16 protein-coding genes are annotated in these 18,725 nt (G+C 50.8%); 8 read left to right on the top strand and 8 right to left on the bottom strand.

Annotated elements, in window-relative coordinates; all coding sequences use genetic code 11:
• Positions 1–158 precede the first annotated feature (158 nt).
• The 3 genes from BMY09_RS15985 to BMY09_RS15975 form a co-directional block, all read right to left on the bottom strand.
• Positions 159–1,556, bottom strand: coding sequence for a TRAP transporter large permease (locus BMY09_RS15985; RefSeq protein ID WP_091360299.1), 1,398 nt, complete (start codon positions 1,554–1,556; stop codon positions 159–161).
• Positions 1,553–2,137, bottom strand: a complete 585-nt coding sequence (locus tag BMY09_RS15980; RefSeq protein ID WP_091360297.1) for a TRAP transporter small permease — start codon at positions 2,135–2,137, stop codon at positions 1,553–1,555. Before BMY09_RS15980 ends, BMY09_RS15985 begins: the two co-directional genes overlap by 4 nt.
• Positions 2,138–2,374: 237 nt before the next feature.
• The gene (locus BMY09_RS15975; protein WP_091360296.1) at positions 2,375–3,358 is read right to left on the bottom strand and encodes a TRAP transporter substrate-binding protein; all 984 of its coding nucleotides are present in this window, start codon (positions 3,356–3,358) and stop codon (positions 2,375–2,377) included.
• A gap of 410 nt (positions 3,359–3,768) precedes the next feature.
• On the opposite strand from BMY09_RS15975, the gene BMY09_RS15970 reads away from it, so the two are divergent.
• The gene (locus BMY09_RS15970; RefSeq protein ID WP_091360294.1) at positions 3,769–5,364 is read left to right on the top strand and encodes a methyl-accepting chemotaxis protein; all 1,596 of its coding nucleotides are present in this window, start codon (positions 3,769–3,771) and stop codon (positions 5,362–5,364) included.
• Between the two features lie 93 nt (positions 5,365–5,457).
• Here the strand turns inward: BMY09_RS15970 and BMY09_RS15965 are convergent, their stop codons facing one another.
• Both BMY09_RS15965 and BMY09_RS15960 read right to left on the bottom strand, forming a co-directional pair.
• Positions 5,458–6,834, bottom strand: a complete 1,377-nt coding sequence (locus tag BMY09_RS15965; RefSeq protein ID WP_091360293.1) for a sigma-54-dependent transcriptional regulator — start codon at positions 6,832–6,834, stop codon at positions 5,458–5,460.
• Between the two features lie 30 nt (positions 6,835–6,864).
• The gene (locus tag BMY09_RS15960; protein ID WP_245756609.1) at positions 6,865–9,069 is read right to left on the bottom strand and encodes an ATP-binding protein; all 2,205 of its coding nucleotides are present in this window, start codon (positions 9,067–9,069) and stop codon (positions 6,865–6,867) included.
• 303 nt (positions 9,070–9,372) lie between these two features.
• On the opposite strand from BMY09_RS15960, the gene pyk reads away from it, so the two are divergent.
• Positions 9,373–10,809, top strand: coding sequence for a pyruvate kinase (gene pyk / locus BMY09_RS15955; RefSeq protein WP_091360290.1), 1,437 nt, complete (start codon positions 9,373–9,375; stop codon positions 10,807–10,809).
• Positions 10,810–10,968: 159 nt separating this feature from the next.
• The gene (gene gshA, locus BMY09_RS15950) at positions 10,969–12,534 is read left to right on the top strand and encodes a glutamate--cysteine ligase (protein WP_091360288.1); all 1,566 of its coding nucleotides are present in this window, start codon (positions 10,969–10,971) and stop codon (positions 12,532–12,534) included.
• A 68-nt stretch (positions 12,535–12,602) separates the two neighbouring features.
• Here gshA and BMY09_RS15945 read toward each other — a convergent pair whose 3' ends face one another.
• The gene (locus BMY09_RS15945; RefSeq protein ID WP_091360286.1) at positions 12,603–13,001 is read right to left on the bottom strand and encodes a flagellar basal body-associated FliL family protein; all 399 of its coding nucleotides are present in this window, start codon (positions 12,999–13,001) and stop codon (positions 12,603–12,605) included.
• 334 nt (positions 13,002–13,335) lie between these two features.
• On the opposite strand from BMY09_RS15945, the gene rsd reads away from it, so the two are divergent.
• The 3 genes from rsd to BMY09_RS15930 all read left to right on the top strand — a co-directional run bounded on the left by rsd (position 13,336) and on the right by BMY09_RS15930 (position 15,537).
• Positions 13,336–13,818, top strand: coding sequence for a sigma D regulator (rsd, locus tag BMY09_RS15940; protein WP_091360284.1), 483 nt, complete (start codon positions 13,336–13,338; stop codon positions 13,816–13,818).
• Positions 13,819–13,861: 43 nt separating this feature from the next.
• Positions 13,862–14,842, top strand: coding sequence for a WD40 repeat domain-containing protein (locus BMY09_RS15935; protein ID WP_091360282.1), 981 nt, complete (start codon positions 13,862–13,864; stop codon positions 14,840–14,842).
• 356 nt (positions 14,843–15,198) lie between these two features.
• On the top strand, positions 15,199–15,537 hold the full coding sequence (locus BMY09_RS15930; RefSeq protein ID WP_091360279.1) for a hypothetical protein: 339 nt from the start codon (positions 15,199–15,201) through the stop codon (positions 15,535–15,537).
• Between the two features lie 284 nt (positions 15,538–15,821).
• Here the strand turns inward: BMY09_RS15930 and BMY09_RS15925 are convergent, their stop codons facing one another.
• Positions 15,822–16,355: an NADPH-dependent FMN reductase gene (locus BMY09_RS15925; RefSeq protein WP_091360277.1), complete on the bottom strand. Its 534-nt coding sequence runs from the start codon at positions 16,353–16,355 to the stop codon at positions 15,822–15,824.
• Between the two features lie 795 nt (positions 16,356–17,150).
• Here BMY09_RS15925 and BMY09_RS15920 point away from each other — a divergent pair.
• Both BMY09_RS15920 and BMY09_RS15915 read left to right on the top strand, forming a co-directional pair.
• Complete coding sequence (locus BMY09_RS15920; RefSeq protein WP_217647457.1) at positions 17,151–17,375, top strand: EF-hand domain-containing protein; 225 nt, start codon at positions 17,151–17,153, stop codon at positions 17,373–17,375.
• A gap of 170 nt (positions 17,376–17,545) precedes the next feature.
• Positions 17,546–17,878 (top strand): YMGG-like glycine zipper-containing protein, encoded by a 333-nt coding sequence (locus BMY09_RS15915; protein WP_091360484.1) that lies wholly within the window; start codon positions 17,546–17,548, stop codon positions 17,876–17,878.
• A gap of 104 nt (positions 17,879–17,982) precedes the next feature.
• Here the strand turns inward: BMY09_RS15915 and BMY09_RS15910 are convergent, their stop codons facing one another.
• Complete coding sequence (locus BMY09_RS15910; protein WP_091360481.1) at positions 17,983–18,711, bottom strand: amino acid ABC transporter ATP-binding protein; 729 nt, start codon at positions 18,709–18,711, stop codon at positions 17,983–17,985.
• Positions 18,712–18,725: the final 14 nt, after the last annotated feature.

The following is an 18,725-nucleotide window of genomic DNA, read 5'->3' as shown; positions in this document are numbered from 1 at the left end:
CCGGCAATTATAATGGATTTAAGATTTTCTGACGACATAAAAAAGGCCGCACATCGATGACGATGCGCGGCCAGCAACAGCAGCTTATCCGGATTGGGAGGATAAGCAACTGACTATCAACCGATGTCCGGGCTCCTCAGAACCCATCGGATTAAAAGTTAATACCCCTTCAACTGATCAATGTACTCCGGCAGGAACAGAGAGATCTGCGGTATATAGGTAATCAGCATCAGGAACATCAGCAACAGACATAGCCATGGCAGACAGGCCTTGATAACCCAGATCATATTCTTGCCGGTTATGCCCGCCGTAACGAACAGATTGAGTCCCACCGGCGGCGTAAGCATACCGATCTCCATATTCACCACCATGATAATACCCAGATGGATCGGATCGATACCCAGCTTCATCGCGATTGGGAACAGGATGGGCGCCATAATCAGCAGGATCGCTGAAGGCTCCATGAAGTTACCCGCAATCAGCAACAGAATATTCACCACGATCAGGAACCCCCAGGCAGGCAGCCCCCAGTGAACAATGGTTTCAGCGATCTGATGAGGGATCCGCTCAGTAGTCAGTACGTGCGCAAACAGCATCGCGTTGGCAATGATGAAGAGCAGCATCAGGGACACTTTAGAGGCGTCCAGAATCACCTTACGCACTTCAGGATGACGAATCGATTTTGGAAGAGCCCAAAGCATCTGCAACAGGTTACGCGCGACGGCAGCGGCTATCCCTTCACCCTCGTTGCGCCAGGCGATCCCTTTCATCGGACCGATATCCCGGTACCCCAGCACCGATACCATATACGCGTAGACTGCAGCCACCGCCGCCGCCTCGGTCGGACTGGCAATACCACCGTAGATAGACCCGAGTACGATAATGATCAGCATCAGACCGCCGAGGGCGACCATAAATGACTTGCCCAGCTGGGCCACACCAGGGAACGGTTCAGCGGGAAGCTTCATGATCCGGGCCGCGATATAGATGGCAATCATCAGAATGCCTCCCATCATCAGACCAGGAATAAAGCCCGCCATAAACATCCGTGATGCCGACACTTCAGTGGCTGCGGCGTACACCAGCATAACGATTGAGGGTGGAATCAGAATACCCAGAGTACCGGCATTGGCAATAACCCCCGCCGCAAACGATTCCGGATAACCGGAACGCACCATGCCTGCAATAACGATGGTACCAATCGCCGCAACCGTAGCAGGTGAGGACCCGGAAACCGCAGCAAACAGCATACAGGCCAGCACCGAAGCCATCGCTAAACCACCGCGGATATGCCCTACACTGTCGACAGCAAAGTTGATCAGTCGCTTCGCCACGCCCCCGGTTGAGAGAAAGGCGGAAGAAAGGATAAAAAACGGAATGGCCAGCAGCGTATAATGCTCTGACGTTGCTTCAAACAGCTTCAGAGAGACAGACGCCAATGAATCGTGGGAGAACATCAGAATCGTTGCCACACTGGATAATCCCAGTGCAATAGCAATCGGCATGCCCATAAACATACAGGCAAACAGGATGATAAATAATGCTGCTGTAGTCATGACCGCCCCTCCTTATTGTTTGCATCTGGATCAGGCTGATCTTTTGACTCCAGCCCCTGAAGCTCTTTAGCAAGCTCCATACTCTCTTCCGCTTCATCGCTGAAGTGGAAACCATCAGCTTCTCTGGTGATCACTTTCCAGCCCAGCTGCAGAAAGCGCACAATCAGCATAACAAAGCCGAACACCAGTATGCTCATCGCCAACCATTTGGGCACCGGCATATCTTCCAGCTCGATTCCGATCATCTTCATCTTGCTCAGATAGATCCAGGAACCATAAAGAAATAGTCCGCAATAGATCAGACACAGTACGACCGCCAGAAGCGTAAAAAAACGATGCGCCTTGCTTGGCAGAAGCTTAACAAAGACATCGACACCGATATGCGCGCCAACCTTAACACCGTATGACGCACCATAAAGGACAAACCAGGCGGCCATTAGCAGGGTCAGCTCCTGAGCCCAGTGGATCCCGGAGTTAAATCCGAAGCGCATCACCACTTCGGCAAATACCAGTAGCGTCATCGCTACCAGCAGCAGGGAGAGGAATGCCTCTTCCAGTTGTGTCACCAGATTACGAACCATAACGGCCCCCTTAGAGCCACAGAGCAACGTTCAGCGAACAGAGATCACTCTGCAAATCTTTTTATTGTGCATGCACCACAGGACAGCCTTGCAGCAAACCAGCAAGACCCGCCGAGCCAACGTGACTCTCCTGTGTTGCCTCACAAGTGGTTTAGAGAGAAGAGGGGCTGCAGCGGGGCCTATACTCCCACTGCAGCAATGTTGTGCCGGCCTCCGCAGAGGGAGACCGGACGCAGATCACTGGTTAGACGCTTCAGCCGCGTCAATCAGGTCCTGACCGATCGCACCAGCGAACTGCTTCCATACTGGTTTCATAGCAGTCACCCACTGGGCACGCTCTGCAGGTGTCATCTCGATCACTTCAGAACGTTTTGAATCGATGATCGCCTGCTTGTCGTCTTCGGCTTTCTGCGCTGCAATCTTATTGCCGTAGGCGATTGACTCATCCAGGGCTTTTTTCAGCTCAGCACGCACATCGTCATCCAGGCTGTTCCAGAACTCAGCAGAAGTCACAACCATGTAATCCAGTACACCGTGGTTTGACTCAGTGATGTAAGGCTGAACCTCATAGAACTTCTTAGAGTAGATGTTTGACCAGGTGTTTTCCTGACCATCAATCGCTTTGGTTTGCAACAGGGTGAATACCTCAGAGAACGGCTTCTTCAGAGGTACCGCATCAACCGCTTCAAACTGTGCCTGCAGCACATCAGACGTCATAATACGGAACTTCTTACCGCTTACATCCGCAGGCACTTTGATCGGATTGCTGGCAGACAGCTGTTTCATACCGTTGTGCAGGTAACCCAGACCCACCAGGCCTTTTGACTCAAGTGAAGTCAGCATCTCCTGGCCTACAGGACCGCTCTGGAAACGTTCTACCGCAGCCATGTCCTTAAACAGGAACGGCAGATCGAACAGTTGCAGGCTATCGGTATATTTCTGGAACTTAGACAGCGCTGGTGCAGCCATCTGAACATCGCCCAACAGCATCGCTTCGAGAACCTTGTTGTCTCCAAACAGCTGTGAACTTGGGAAAACTTTTACTTCCACTTTACCCGGCAGACGCTCAGCCACCAGTTTAGCAAACTTGGTTGCCATCTGGCCTTTGGGAGTGTTTTCAGCCACTACGTGTGAGAATTTAATTTCAATCGGGGCAGCCATTGCAGAGGTTGCACCAAGAGTCAGAGCCATTGCCGTAACGGCAGCAGAAAATAAACGCATATTGCTTCTCCAGTTTTGTAATTATTCAGGCGCTTTTTTTGGGTCTAACAGCAGAACCCACGCTCAGTTATTCACTCAACCTTTATAGCAGCAATGTGCAGGCCAACTATTACTATAGATATAAAATATTTTTTTAATGCTTATAAATCAAATAGTTAACTATCTACTCTCCTGTGCAAGCAAAAGAATCCCCCATGACGCATGGGTGATAATCCACCCAAAATAACAGTTCTTCACGGGTGAGTTTCCACCCAACCTGTCACAAGCGATTACAGATAAAAAGTCAAGATGCCAACCGCAAGTGTCGCAAAATAATACTCAAAATGCTGACACAGGCTGTCGCACCAACGGTAACAGTTAGGGTATATTAAGTACGAATTCAGAGCCGAAAATCATGCGGATAATACAACATGGCGATCCAAACTAAAGTAAACCTAAGTCTGGCATTTGTTTTTTTAATCGTTCTTATCACCTCCGTCTCAGTCATCTATCGAAGTGAAACCAATCTGTCTTCTGATATTGCCCTGAAAAACACCCAAAATACCGCCGAGGCCTATTTTGACAGTATTAACATCATGATGCTGAGTGGCGCGATGGCTAACCGGCAGACGCTGCAGTCTAAGATTCTCGGCAACCCGGAACTCACCGAAGCGCGTATTATTCGTGGCGAGCCAGTTCGCTCTATGTACGGCGAAGGCACGCCGGACTCCCACATTCAGGATGACCTGGATAAACGGGCGATGAATGGTGAAACCATTGCGGTCGAACTGGATGATGAAAAGGGCCACCGCATGACTGTTGTACGACCAATGCACGCCAGCTCTGACTATAAAGGTACTAACTGCCTTCAGTGCCACCCGGTTGAAGAGGGCACGATCCTGGGTGCCGTGCGGGTTACCTACTCATTCGCCAATATTGATAAACATATCTTTGCCAACATTCGCAATATTGCGCTGGTCGAGCTGGGCATGTTTATCATCGCACTCTTTCTGGTGGGCTGGATGATTCACCGAATTGTGCTAAAACCGATCAATACGATGAACGACACTATCCGCGAGATTGAACAGAATGCCGACCTGACCCAACAGCTGAAGATCGAATCCAATGACGAAATCGGACAGATGTCTGCATCGTTCAATAGCATGCTGAGAACCTTCCATGACAGTATCGATCACGTGGTGCAATCGATCGCCATGCTGGGACAGTGCAGCCAGCAGATTAAGGACGTTACTGAGCTGGCGAATATTGGTACGGCAAAGCAGATCAGCCGCGCCGAGGCGGTCACTAATGCGATGATCGCGATGGACGGTGCCACTCAGAATGTCTCCGCTACCGCAGATGTCACGATCAAAGCGTCTGACAAAGCATTGCAGGAAACCCGTAGCGGTGTGGATATCACCACCGGCACAGTGAAAAAGATTGAGGCACTGCAGCAACAGATCAAGCACGCCACCGATGTCATTGTTCAGCTGGAGCAGCAAAGCTATAACATTGATGCGGTCCTCAGCGTTATTCAGGATATCGCCGAGCAGACCAACCTGCTGGCACTCAACGCAGCCATTGAAGCGGCCCGTGCCGGAGAGCAGGGACGCGGCTTTGCCGTGGTTGCCGATGAAGTACGCACCCTGTCGCAGCGCACTCAGAATGCCACTGTTGAGATCAACGGCATTATAGGCTCGCTACAGCAGAATGCTAAGGGGGCCGCCCAGGTGATGGGGCAGGCAAGCGCAGCCACCGAATCGAATGTAAAAGAGATTCAGGAAACCTCCGCTGTACTGTTCAACATTCAGAAAGAGATGGAGTCGATCGCAGAAACAAACCATAGCATCTCCGAGTCTGTCAAACAGAGCAGTGCTGCCACACTGGAGATCGAAGGCGCAGTAAATGAGATAAATGAAGGCAGTGACCACGCTAAGGAGCGGGTGGTTCGCCTGTCGGCGATCTCAGTACAGATCAACAATCTGGCTGACGAGTTGGAAAAGCGCGCCAGCCAGTTCAAACTCTGATTGGCACCTGCTTTTTAGCCTACAAAAACGGCGACCTTAAGGTCGCCGTTTATTTATCTGCAGTCAGCACAGAATCTCTGACTTACAAGATCGCTACTTATAGTCTTTTTTGTCCAGTCCGTACTTTTTCATTTTGTCGTACAGCGTTTTACGGGGTAGCCCCAACTTCTCCTGAGTCAGCTTCAGCGAACCACTGTTACGGGATAACTCCTCTTCCAGCACCAGCTTTTCAAACTGCTCAACCTGTTCAGGCAACGTCATCTGCGCCGTCGCCACGTGCTCCCCTGCGGCCCCAACCTCAAACTGATAAGCGGGACCCAGCAATACATAACGCTCGGCGATATTGCGCAACTCGCGGACATTACCAGGCCAGTGATGCGCCACCAATGCCCTGATATTCTCTGCGCTCAACTGTGGCACCTCTTTCTGATACTGCGCAGATGCAATCAGGGCAAAGTGCTGAAACAACATCGGAATATCTTCTCGCCGCTCCCTCAAAGGGGGGATCTCCAGACTCACAACATTGAGGCGGTAATACAGATCCTCGCGATAGTCCCCCTGCTCACTCAGCTCTTTGAGATCAACCTTGGTGGCAGCAACTACCCTTATATCCAGGGGGATCAGCTCATTCGACCCCAGTCGCTCAATTGCCCGCTCCTCCAGAACCCGCAATAATTTGACCTGCAGGGAGAGCGGCATACTCTCAATCTCATCGAGAAACAGAGTGCCACCGTTAGCATGCTCGAACTTACCGATGCGACGACTCTTCGCGTCGGTAAACGCCCCCTTCTCATGGCCGAACAGTTCACTCTCTATCAGATGTTCCGGCACCGCACCGCAGTTAATGGCAACAAAGTTCTTCTCCCGGCGGTTGCTGTGCTCATGAATATAGCGTGCCACCAGATCCTTACCCGAACCGGTTTCAGCCTGTATCAGAATATCGGCAGGCGTATCCGCAATATGCTGAATCATCGCCCTCAGCTGCTGAATACGGGGAGAGTTGCCGATAATCCTTGGGCCGATGCCGCCCTGCGCTTCCAGCGCTTTACGCAGGGCCCGGTTTTCCAGTGTCAGCCGACGCTTCTCTGCCGCACGACGGACCACATCATTGAGTAGCTCAGAGGAGAAGGGCTTCTCGATAAAATCATAAGCACCATCTCGCATGGCACTGACCGCCATCGATATATCGCCATGACCGGTAATCAGAATCACCGGCAGGTCGTTATCAATGGTGATGATACGCTGCATCAGCTCAAGGCCATCAATCCCTGGCATATTGATATCACTGACCACCACTCCGGGCCAGTCCCGGTCAAGCAGGGTCAGCGCTTTCTCAGCGCTATCGGCGCAGACCACTTCATAGCCCGCCAGCTCCAGCGTTTGCGCCGCTGCCAGGCGGATATGCTTTTCATCATCGACCAACAGGATCTGGTGCGGTTGCAGCTGTTCAGCCGAAGTTTCACGGTTCATCGGGGGCTCTTATCTCTGAAATAGGAATCATCATTCTAACCCGACAACCGATGCTGGCGCATCTGCTGCGGGCAAACTGATAGTGAATACCGCGCCCCCCATAGGGTGATTACTCACACTCAGATCGCCATCCATCGACTCGATTATCCGATGGGAAATTGACAACCCCAGCCCCAGCCCCTGCCCCGCTTTCTTCGTGGTATAGAAAGGCTCAAACACCTTTCCCAGTTCAGACTGAGGGATACCCGGACCGTGGTCCCGAAAACAGAGGTTCAACCGGTCATCCTGACGCTGAATACTGATCTCAATCCATTTTTCAGTGCCGCCCTCCATCGCCTGCAGCGCATTACTGATAAGGTTAACCACCACCTGCTCAAGCCTCAGCATATCGCCGAGGACAAAGATCTGATCCAGCTTATCGGGCCATTCAATTTTCACATTTTCCCGATCCAGGCGGCCATACATAATAGACATCGCACCATCACGCACCGCTTTCAGGCTCACCAGCGTCGCCTGACCACTGGTTTTACGGGAAAACTCTTTCAGCGGCGCAATGATTTTAGCCATTCGCACCGTCAGCCCGCTGATCTCATTCAGATTACTGCTCACCTTCTCAGTTTTGCCCAGCTTCAGAAAAGAGAGAGCATTATCCGCGTAACTACGAATCGCGGTCAGCGGCTGATTCAGCTCATGGTTGATGCCCGCAGACATCTGCCCGATCACCGCCAGCTTAGCGGTCTGAATCAGTTCATTCTGAGTATGCTTATGCTCCTCAACCTCCTGCAGCAACCGCTCATTTGCCCGGGTCAGATCCTCAGTCCGTTCAGATACACGCTGTTCCAACTGATCACGAGCTTCGCGCAGCTGTTCCTCATTCTCTTTACGCTCGGTAATATCATGAATCGTCACAACAAAGCGATTGACACTACTGTCGGACATCCGGCCAATAATCAGCTCGACCGGAAACTGCGAGCCATCGGCCCGCACACTGCTGACCTCCACCATCAGTTCGCTGAGCTGACGGGCACCGCTCTCCTGAGAGATATGTTGCCAGCAAACCGCCCGATCCTGATAGCCGATCAGTTTGCTGAAGTATTCACCGACGATCACATCGGAACGATAGCCAAACAGTTTTTCCGCCGTGGGGTTAAACGATTCGATGAGGCCATGTGCATCCAGCGTGATCAGCCCCGCGTGCGTATTATCAATAATTGCCCGCACCCGGGCTTCACTGCGCTCCAGTGCCCGGGTTTGCTGCAATTTAAACCGGGCCCGCTCACGGGCAATTCGTCGCCGGGCCAGCAGCAGCAACACCAGAAATACCAGCGCACTATAGATAAACCCGGCCAGCAGGGCGTTACTCAATACCCGTTTATCCACTGGCTTCAGATCCGCCAGGATTGACACGTTGAATCCCGCCTCGGGCACTGCGCGGGTCTGCTGCAGATACTGACGGGTCTCAATACCGTCCAGCGCACCATTGGCGATAGTGTCCCCCTCAATCAGAGTGACGAGTTCACTATCCTGAAACTTTTTTCGCTCAACGATCGACAGAGATGTCAGTTGATGATCTCCATAACGCAGACTGGAGATAATTCTTTGCAGATCCTCCTGAGGTAAAGGCTTAAGGGTACGAAACTTCCACTCGGCCCGGGTGCTGATAAAGATAACGCCATCCTCATCGGTCACCAGAATATCAGTGAGCGGATCGTTCCAGTCGGTCTCAATATCATTCAGATCAATTTTTACCACAATGACACCCAGAATAGTGCCACGGTATTCAACCGGATATGAGAAAAAATACCCCCGCTTCTTGGAGGTTGTTCCCAAAGCAAAATAACGTCCGCCTCGCCCCTCCATGGCATCCCGGAAATAGGGACGAAATGAAAAGTTCCGGCCGACAAAAGTTTGCGGTTTAGACCAGTTACTGGCCGCCAGTGTATTACCCTGAGTATCCATCAGATAGGTATCTGAAGCACCGATGGTATCGTTAACCTTTTCAAGATAGAGGTTGGCACCATGAATCCCTTCACTGCCGGGCAGCAGCAACAGGTTTACCAGTTCAGAGTGTGTGGACAGCAGTTTTGGCAGATCCTTATAGCGATCCAGCTCCTGCTGCAGGCTGAGAATATAACGATTCAGGTCGGCAGACGCACTTCGCTGCAGATCATCAACCGCCCGCGAGCGACTGATCGCAACGGTTTGATAGATCACCAGAATAAATAATGCTGTCAATAACAGCGCCCACAACAGGCGAGACCGTGTTCTTACCACGACAACCTCTGTAATTTAACTACAAAAATCAAATAACACTCATAATAAAAAAGATAAATAAACGTAAAATACGGTTTTAAAAAACCCATTCTGTAATATAATTACAAACACCTATAGCGTCAGGCGACAGCTTGCTGACAAACAGCACAGCGTACACCCGGCCAACCAGATGCTTGAAATACTATTAGCAGAGCTCTATCTTGCAATAGCGCCATATCTAAAGTCTAACAGGTAATAATCCACCGTCTACCGGATATCCTAATCATGCTAAAACGCACCAAAATTGTCGCTACTCTGGGCCCCTCAACCGATAAACCTGGCATCCTTAGCCAACTGATCCGCTCCGGCGTTAATGTTGTTCGTCTTAACTTCTCCCACGGCAGCGCAGATGATCATCGCCGCCGGGCACGGGAAGTGCGTGAAATTTCAAATCAGCTGGCAATTCCCGTCGCGGTACTGGGAGACCTGCAGGGTCCCAAAATTCGTATCGCCCGCTTCAAAGACGACCAGAAAATCAAACTCGCGGTGGGTGATCATTTTGCACTGGATTCCTCTCTGGACACCTACGCCGGCGACCAGACCCAGGTAGGTATCGACTACAAGGCGCTGCCGGAAGACAGCCGCCCCGGAGATATCCTGCTGCTGGATGATGGTCGGGTACAGTTCAAGGTGATCGATGTTGAGGGCACCCGGATCAATTGCGAAGTGATTATCGGCGGCCCCCTGTCAAACAATAAGGGGATCAACCGCCAGGGCGGAGGCCTCTCAGCCGCAGCACTGACCGAAAAAGATAAGCAGGATATTCTGGTGGCCGCAGATATCGATATGGATTATGTCGCGGTATCCTTTCCCCGTAGCTCAGCCGACCTGCATGAAGCACGACAGCTACTCGATGCTGCCGGCAGCAGTGCAGAGATTATTGCCAAAGTTGAGCGGGCTGAAACTGTTAGCTCCACAGAAGCGCTGGACGATATTATTCTCGCCTGCGACGGCGTCATGGTGGCGCGGGGCGACCTGGGGGTAGAGATCGGCGATGCAGAACTGATCGGCGTCCAGAAACACCTGATCAACCGGGCCAGAGAGCTCAATCGGGTCGTCATTACCGCAACTCAGATGATGGAGACGATGATTCAGAATCCGATGCCGACACGGGCAGAGGTTTTCGATGTGGCCAACGCGATACTCGATGGCACCGACGCCGTGATGCTGTCTGCCGAGACGGCAGCGGGTGACTATCCGGTCGAAGTTGTACAGGCGATGACCAAAATCTGTCAGGGTGCTGAAAAGCATCAGCTGTCACGCCCGGCCCCCACCAGCATTACTCAGCAGTGCGAACAGTTCGATGAAACCATCGCCCGCTCGGCGATGTATACGGCCAACCACCTGGTCGGTGTGAAAGCGATTATCTGCCTTACCGAATCAGGCTCCACCCCCCGCTGGATGTCACGGATCCGCTCCGGGGTACCGATTTACGCCCTCACCCGCAGTGCAAAAGCGATGAGCCGAATGACACTGTTCCGCGGTGTTGAACCGATGCTGTTCGATGCCACAGAGATCGATAACGATGACCTCAACGGTCAGGTACTAGATCATCTCAAAGCGAAACAACTGCTCAACAGTGGGGATCTGGTACTGCTCACCCGGGGTGCCGTGATTGGTAGCGGCAGCACCAATTCCATGCAGGTACTACAGGTTCCTTAGGCCAGAGAGTAAACGGCTATGCCAGGCCCGCTAGCGCCCGTTAGCGGGCCTTTTTTACCCCAGAATGTCGCGTTCAGAATAACCGATTCTTTACGGGGTTATGTTTAGCCCATGCTGCGCTATAATAGCGCTCTTTTTCTCCGGTAAAGGTATCCTGATGTGTCTGAGGCACTGGAACAGAATCTGAAATTAATCACCGAAAAGGGTCAGATTCTGGCACTTGACGGCATCCTTCATGGCATTGAGAAGGAGGGGCTGCGCACTGATTCCAGGGGGGCAATCAGCCAGACAGGGCACCCGGTCTCACTCGGCTCAGCGCTCACCCATAGCCACATAACTACCGACTATTCCGAAGCCCTGCTTGAGTTCATCACGCCAGCCTTCAGAGAATCTGCTGATGCGCTGCAGTTTTTGCAGCAGCTACACTGCTTCACCTATCAGCATCTGGGCGACGAAGAGTTGTGGGGGGCCAGTATGCCCTGCCAGATTGAATCCGATGATGCGATTCAGATCGCTCGCTTCGGCAGTTCCAATGTTGGCCGCCTGAAGTCTATCTACCGGGTTGGCCTGGAACACCGTTATGGCAAGATGATGCAAGCGATCGCCGGAATCCATTACAACTTTTCCCTGCCGGAAACACTGTGGCCAGTATTGCGCGAATTACAGCAAAGCCAGGAAGATCTGCAACAGTTTCGTTCTGCCGGTTATTTTAAGCTGATCCGTAACTTTCGCCGTGCCTCATGGCTGCTGCTCTATCTCTTTGGTGCATCACCGGCCCTGTCATCCAGCTTTATGCGTGGCCGCGAGCACGATCTGGAACAGTGGGATGAGAACACGCTCTACCGGCCCTACGCAACCTCCCTGCGGATGAGCGACCTGGGCTACTCAAATAAAGCCCAGTCAGGCCTGAATATCTGCTTTAACCACCTTGATTCCTATATTAAAACCCTGACCCAGGCGATCAATACGCCCTACCCGGCTTATGAAAAGTTGGGAGTAAAGACCGATCAGGGCTATAAGCAGCTCAACAGCAACGTATTGCAGATTGAGAACGAATATTACAGCGATATCCGCCCAAAACGGGTGTGTCTGTCAGGAGAGAAGCCGGTTCATGCACTACGAGAACGGGGCGTGGAATATATCGAAGTCCGCAATACCGATATCAATCCCCTGTTACCGCTGGGTATCGATCAGCAGCAAGCGGACTTCATGGATGCCTTTCTGGTCACCTGTGTGCTATCCGACCCTACCGATGTCAACAGTCCTGAGTGCGAGCTGATAAACCGCAACAACAGCCTGGTAGTCAACCGGGGGCGCGAACCGGGACTGACACTGACCCGTGGCGATCAGCAGATCACGGTCCCCGAGTGGGGCCACCTGATTCTCAGTGATATCCTCAAAACAGCAACGGTTCTGGATCAGGTCGCTGGTGATAGCCGCTATTCAGACGCGGTATCTGCACAGCAGGCCAAGCTGGACAACCCTGAGCTGACACCGTCCGCCCAGATTCTGGACAGCATGAAAACATCGGGGTTGGGATATGAAGCATTTATCCTGCAGCAGAGTCGCAAACACCGGGATAGTATACTGAGCATGGGACTGGCGATAGAACAGCAAACGTATCTGGAAAAGCTGGCGATCAGCTCCTTCGAAGAGCAAAAGCAGATAGAACTGAGCGATCAGCTGGACTTTGACACCTATCTTGCGAACTACCTCGCACAATAAAGATCCGCTGTTGCAAACACAAAAAAGCCCTGCAAATGCAGGGCTTTTCTATCTGATCCAATAAAAGGCTACTGCAACACAAAACTAGTGAAGAACAGATCAGCCACATAGGCCTCACCCTCTTCTGCCAGCAATACCTGCTGCACTTTTTGCAGCGCCTCCTGAGCAAGAATATGCTGCATATCGACGGTTTTCAGCTGATCCTCCTCCTTCGAACTGAGTAACATCAGTATTTCATGACGGATCTCCGCCTTATGGTAGTTAACCGCATGGTGAGCCGCAGGACTGGTCACCTGAATAGTGATTTCACACTTCAAAAAACGTAGTTTATCCGGGCTGACAAAATTGGCCACAAACGGTTTCAGTTCAATGTAGTTAACATAGTCTTCGGGCGCGGGTTCATCGGCAGCCCAGAGCGGCTGAATCAGGACACCCAGGAACAGCACCAGTAAAAAGCGTTTAAACATGTTCAGTTTCCCTATCCGGTAGCAGAAAGCTTTTCTGAGCTTAACTCAGTGGGTTTAATAAAATCATCATCTTAGCAAGAAAAGACAATATAAAAAATTCAGATACTCAAAAGACTGTATTACGACTGAACCACCACGGAACTCCTCCGGTGAAATGCCCTTTATACCTGCCCTGTACCCTGTTGTATCATCTTTATCAGCAAATATCAGCGTCCCGCAACTAAGTTTACGTCGCCCTCAGCGAAAAGCGCTTCGGCTATTGCCGAAGTGACAACGTTAGGATTAGTATTGGGGCACGCAGACAGCAAGTGCTGAACATAAAAGGAGGCCTGCTATGCTAGAAAAATGCCATAATGCCCAGGAACGCTGGGGAGGTGTCAGTGACATTATTGATAACTGGCTTGAAGAACGCCGCAAGCTGATCAGTTTTTTTGTCTCGTTGCCGCAGCAGAATGTTCAGGAAACGCTGAATGATAAAATTCAGGAGTTTTGTCAGTTAATGATGGACTATATCTCGTCCGGCCATTTTGAAGTCTACGAGCAGCTGCTGAAACAGGGCAGCGAGTTCAATGATGGCAGTCTGGAAAAGGCTCAGGAACTGTTTCCCAAAATCCAGACCAGCACCGATGCTGCGCTCGATTTTAATGATATCTACTCAGGCTTCGAGGGCGTAACTCTGCAGGAGATGTATGAACTGACCTGCCAGCTATCCTCCCTTGGAGAGGCACTCGAGGAGCGTTTTTCACTCGAAGACACCATGATTGAGATTCTCCATACTGCTCATCGGGAGCAGGTATTTGCTGAAGCCCAGGCATAGCATCAACAGGGTATGGTAAGAGCGCAGAGGCTAGAGACACACTATGCAGAACAGGCTTAGCGCTGTCGCTTGCGCATTGTTAACCGCAGCGATACTGAACGGTTGCAGCGACAGTGATGAACCCGTTAAATACGTTGAATACGCACTTCAGGGTGCCTATTCAGGGACACTGTCACCACAGTCCAAATATGCGGTTATCGGCTCATTCAACCATGGCGGCAGCCTGTGGAACGTCAGCCAGCACGAACGGCTGTATAACTGGAACCATAAAGCCGGCGAGTACAGCCTGATCAGCGCCAGCGCATTTTCCCCTGACGAGCTGTACGCTGCCACAGCCGAGCAGCAGGATCTGGTGCTGTGGAATCTGGGCACCGGCAAACCTGAAGGGTTCTGGAGCTCTCCTGCCGAGATCCTGGCAATGGACCTGTCTCCTAATGGTAATTATGCCCTGCTGGGACTGGCCGACCATACCGCAGTCTACTTCGATATAAAACACGGCGGAGTGAAACAAACCTTCCGTCACGATGCCCGGGTAAAATCGGTCGACCTCAGCGAAGATGCCCTGCTGGCACTGACGGGTGATGATGCCTATAACGCACAACTCTGGGATGTCCAGAGCAACAAAGTGATCCACAGCCTCAAGTTTGGCAATATTGTCGATACCGTAGCACTCTCACCCAACAAACAACTGGCCTTCAGTTCGGGCACCCTTGACCGGGCTGTGATCTGGAGCACTCAGGATGGCAAGGTTCTCCATACCCTGTCAGACAACCGGGACCTGTTTGGCAAACGCCTCAGTTTCCTCTCCGCCCGCTTTTCACCGGATAACAGCCAGCTACTCACCGGCACCGCCTCTGGTTCGGTCCAGCTATGGAACACCAGTAGCGGCGAAATGCTGCGCAGTTGGGCGATCCATAAACGCGACCCCTACGGCCCCACCAGCACCGGCGTCTACTCAGTAGGGTTTGGCGATGGGGTTTACTATGCGATTGGGTCGAATGGAATTATCAACGAGCTTAAATAGGCGCTTCCGGCGCCTTAGTTTTTAACCACTAGAACGTCGCTTCGCGACTTGCCAGGAGCTAGACGCTTCGCTTGCTAGCAGAAGCGCTGATACCTGAAATGTATCACTCGTCCCCACGCGGGAGCCTGGGAACGAGACAAGTACGGAGAAATATTTTAGCGGCTCAATGCGTTTCCTCTCGATACAAAGCTTTTATTTACAAACGTCGAAAATTCATTCCGGACGGCTAAAGGCTGAGATACATGCCGAGATCGAGTCTTTTTTGTATAATGGCAAGCCTGAAACGAAAACGGTTACCCGTGTCAAAGCCATAAAAATTGCGCTGAAAATCTCGTATTAATCCAATTGAGTGCCCTATGAATCTAGCAGACCCCTTTGGACGCACGCAGGCCCGCCGGCAGAAAGAGTACGAGTCATTGCGTGCTTCATTAATTAAGGCGGAAATTACCACGATTGCTCAAGCCGAAACCTTACAGGCTGATGTTCAACGTAAAAAACGCTGGTCTATATTGGTGGCCATCGTCGCCACGATTCTGCTGTCATTGATATTTGCTGAATTCAGAATCATCGTTATCAGCCTGGGCGCACTATTCTGTTTTTGGGTTAATAAAGTAACATCCAACGGCAAAGAATATATTCAGCGTTATGTTGATGAGGAGCTAAAAGAAGGCTTAGACAATCAGTCAGAAAAATAAATGCTGTTGAGTTCTCGTCACTCGTTCCCATGCGAAGACGAGACAAATAGGTGCTTCCGGCGCCTTAGTTTTTAAAGGCCAGAACGTCGCTTCGCGACTTGCTAGGGGCTAGACGCTGCGCTTGCTAGAAAAGGCGGCGAACTCCGGAGCTGATTTTAAGTATTCTTTAATTTCTGCTGTCGATAGAAAAAGATATCAACGCTTTACACAGAACAAAGTAAGCGTGACTTATTGAGATCCAAGCCACGTAGAGGTTGAAGTGCTGCTACTTGTCAGGCCAGCCGTCAGTCATTTTGACGGACCTCCGCAACAAAATCGGCCAGAAACATCGAAATTTTCGACTCATGTACTGACATCCTAATGAGCTTTTCAATTTCGTCTGGGGCCTTCCCGATCAAAGAAATACGCAGAAATATGTTCTCCAGAAAATGATCACTGACGGTTGAAAGCACCAACCTTAGTGAAGCAAGCATATCGTCACCTCGGTGTGAGGCATGTACCAAAGCGATGGGTTTACCTATAACCTCGAAACGAGAAACCATCCAGTCGATAGCATTTTTAAGACCACCTGGAATTGCTCGAACGTATTCTGGGCTCGATATAATGATGCCATCTACAGCTGAAACCGTTTCCATAAACTCGCGCACTGCCGTTGGAGTTGCCTCTCCTTCAGAGTCCGGAGAAAAAACGGGAAGCGCATCTAACCTATTAAAAACCAACAATTCGACATCAGCCGGAGCAATATTTTTCATGGCTCTCAGCAAGGCCGTATTTGTGGATGCTGCGCGTGCGCTACCAGAAATGGCGAGTATTTTCATTCGTCCTCTTTGGAATCAAACACCGCATTCAGCGGCTTATCTGTTGCAATGCTCTATTAATCTCTATTTGGTTTCAATTTGCCATCGCGAGTATCTACACTTTTTCCAGCCCCTACTGGAGTCATTGTGTATAGTGCTTCTGGCTCTTTAGGCTCCGACATGCCTTTCTTCACGAGAGAGTTCAAAGATCAGACATCTTCAAAGCAATATGATCAAAACCCTCATCCTGCATTTCACCTGGGTGAACTGTGTTGTTACCCTTTATTCATACAATATCTGGCTCTTGCAATCGGCAGCTAATCTCACCTGTTGATATCCTTATCTATCTGATTCTGCGCCACTTTAAAGGGTTATGCCAGTTAACTGTATATCCAGAAAAACAGGAAATAGAGAGCTAAAAGACCACTCCTATACCCTGAGGGCATACCAGTATCACTCCCATAGCAACAGCTTAGTTTAATACATTGTTTTTAAACGACTTTTATAGCAACCAGCAAGTCGCGAAGCGACGTCTGGCAAGCGGCGAAGCCGCGTCTGTCGGCTTAGGTCTCCGAGATAAGACAGTTAAATAACTTTAAAATCAATAACTTAATATAACCCCGGGATAACCCGACCGCCTATGGCGACAGTAATATTAAGCCAGCAACGCTGAGACAACCATAACCAATTGATTTAAATAACAAAAAAAGAAATGGCACAAAGAGTGCTGTATAGGCGTTGCTATTCGAAGCATGTTTTTGTGTGACGGATCAATTCAATCTCTAATTTTAATGGAATAACTCAGGAGTTTTAAAAATGAATATCAAAACCCTATGCGCCATCGCCCTCACTGCTACTTCAGCGACTGTTTTTGCGGCGGATATGCCCGATTTCCAGGTTGTCGATATTAATGCTGATGGTTTTATCAGTCTGGAAGAGGCCAAAAGCGTTGAGGGACTGGAAGAAGCCTTCATGACAGCGGATCTGAATAAAGATGGTCAGCTTGATGAGGCGGAATACGATGAGGTGTCTCAAGGCTAAGTAAGACATTGCATTTAGGCTTCTCGGATCTTCCGGGAAGCTTTGTTGTGCCACACTAAATCCTCTCTGATTTATGGTGGCCAGCTGAACTCGGCTTACCATAACCACTCAGTCAGGCATTAGCTCACCAGCAGTTAATGTTTACGGTGTTTCCTCAGAGTCCTAAGTTTATGAATATTAAATATCTTATCTTAATGATGATGCTCTTCACGGTTGAAGCAAGCGCTAACTCCACTCTGGATGCTGCTATCGGTGGCGGCCTGGGTGGTGCCGTGGGTGCAGCCATAGGCAATGAAGTCGGTGGTCGCGATGGAGCCATTGTTGGCGGTGCCGTCGGAGGGGCCGTTGGCACAGCAATCAATACGGATAAATCCACTGATTATCAACGGTCAGAAACCGGGGTGCACACCCACACTATCGAAACGCATATGATCGAAACGCGTCCCCCTAAAAATAATGGGTATCACTGCCCTCCGGGCCAGGCAAAAAAAGGCCGCTGCTAACCATTCTGAATAATAAAAAAACCACCCAATCAGGCGGTTTTTTCATGCTTTTTCTAGCCACTAGCAAGCGGCGTAGCCGCGTCTAGCGACTGCTTTCACTACTTTCAGTGCGCTAAAATCTGACTCAGGAACAGCTGGGTCCGTTCATGCTGCGGGTTGTTAAAGAACTCATGAGGCTCATTCTCTTCCACAATCTGCCCGCCATCCATAAAGATAACCCGGTCCGCCACGGTCTTGGCAAAGCCCATCTCATGGGTGACGCAAAGCATGGTCATCCCTTCCCCCGCCAGTTCGATCATGACATCGAGCACCTCTTTGATCATCTCGGGGTCGAGGGCAGAGGTGGGCTCATCAAACAGCATTACATCCGGGTTCATACACAGGGAGCGGGCAATCGCCACCCGCTGTTGCTGACCACCGGATAACTGGCCGGGGTATTTGAGCGCCTGATCGGGAATCTTAACCCGCTCCAGCAGCTCCATCGCCCTCGCTTCCGCCTCTTTGCGGGGCATCTTTTTCACCCAGATCGGTGCCAGTACACAGTTTTCCAGCACCGTCAGGTGTGGGAACAGATTGAAGTGCTGGAACACCATGCCCACTTCTTTGCGGATCGCTTCGATATTTTTGATATCTTCGTTCAGGGGGATATCGTTGACGATGATATCGCCCTTCTGGTGCTCTTCCAGCCGGTTAATGCAGCGGATCATGGTGGATTTGCCCGACCCCGAAGGCCCGCAAATGACGATTTTCTCGCCCTGTTTAACCTCCAGGTTTATGTTTTTCAGGACATGAAACTCGCCGTACCATTTGTTCAGGTCGCGCAGTTCCACCATCAGTTTTTCAGTCG

The sequence above is a fragment of the Amphritea atlantica genome (assembly GCF_900111095.1).
In the GTDB taxonomy this organism is placed as follows: domain Bacteria; phylum Pseudomonadota; class Gammaproteobacteria; order Pseudomonadales; family Balneatricaceae; genus Amphritea; species Amphritea atlantica.
Note: the sequence above shows the minus strand (reverse complement) of the source record. Positions and strands in the feature narration are given on the sequence as shown.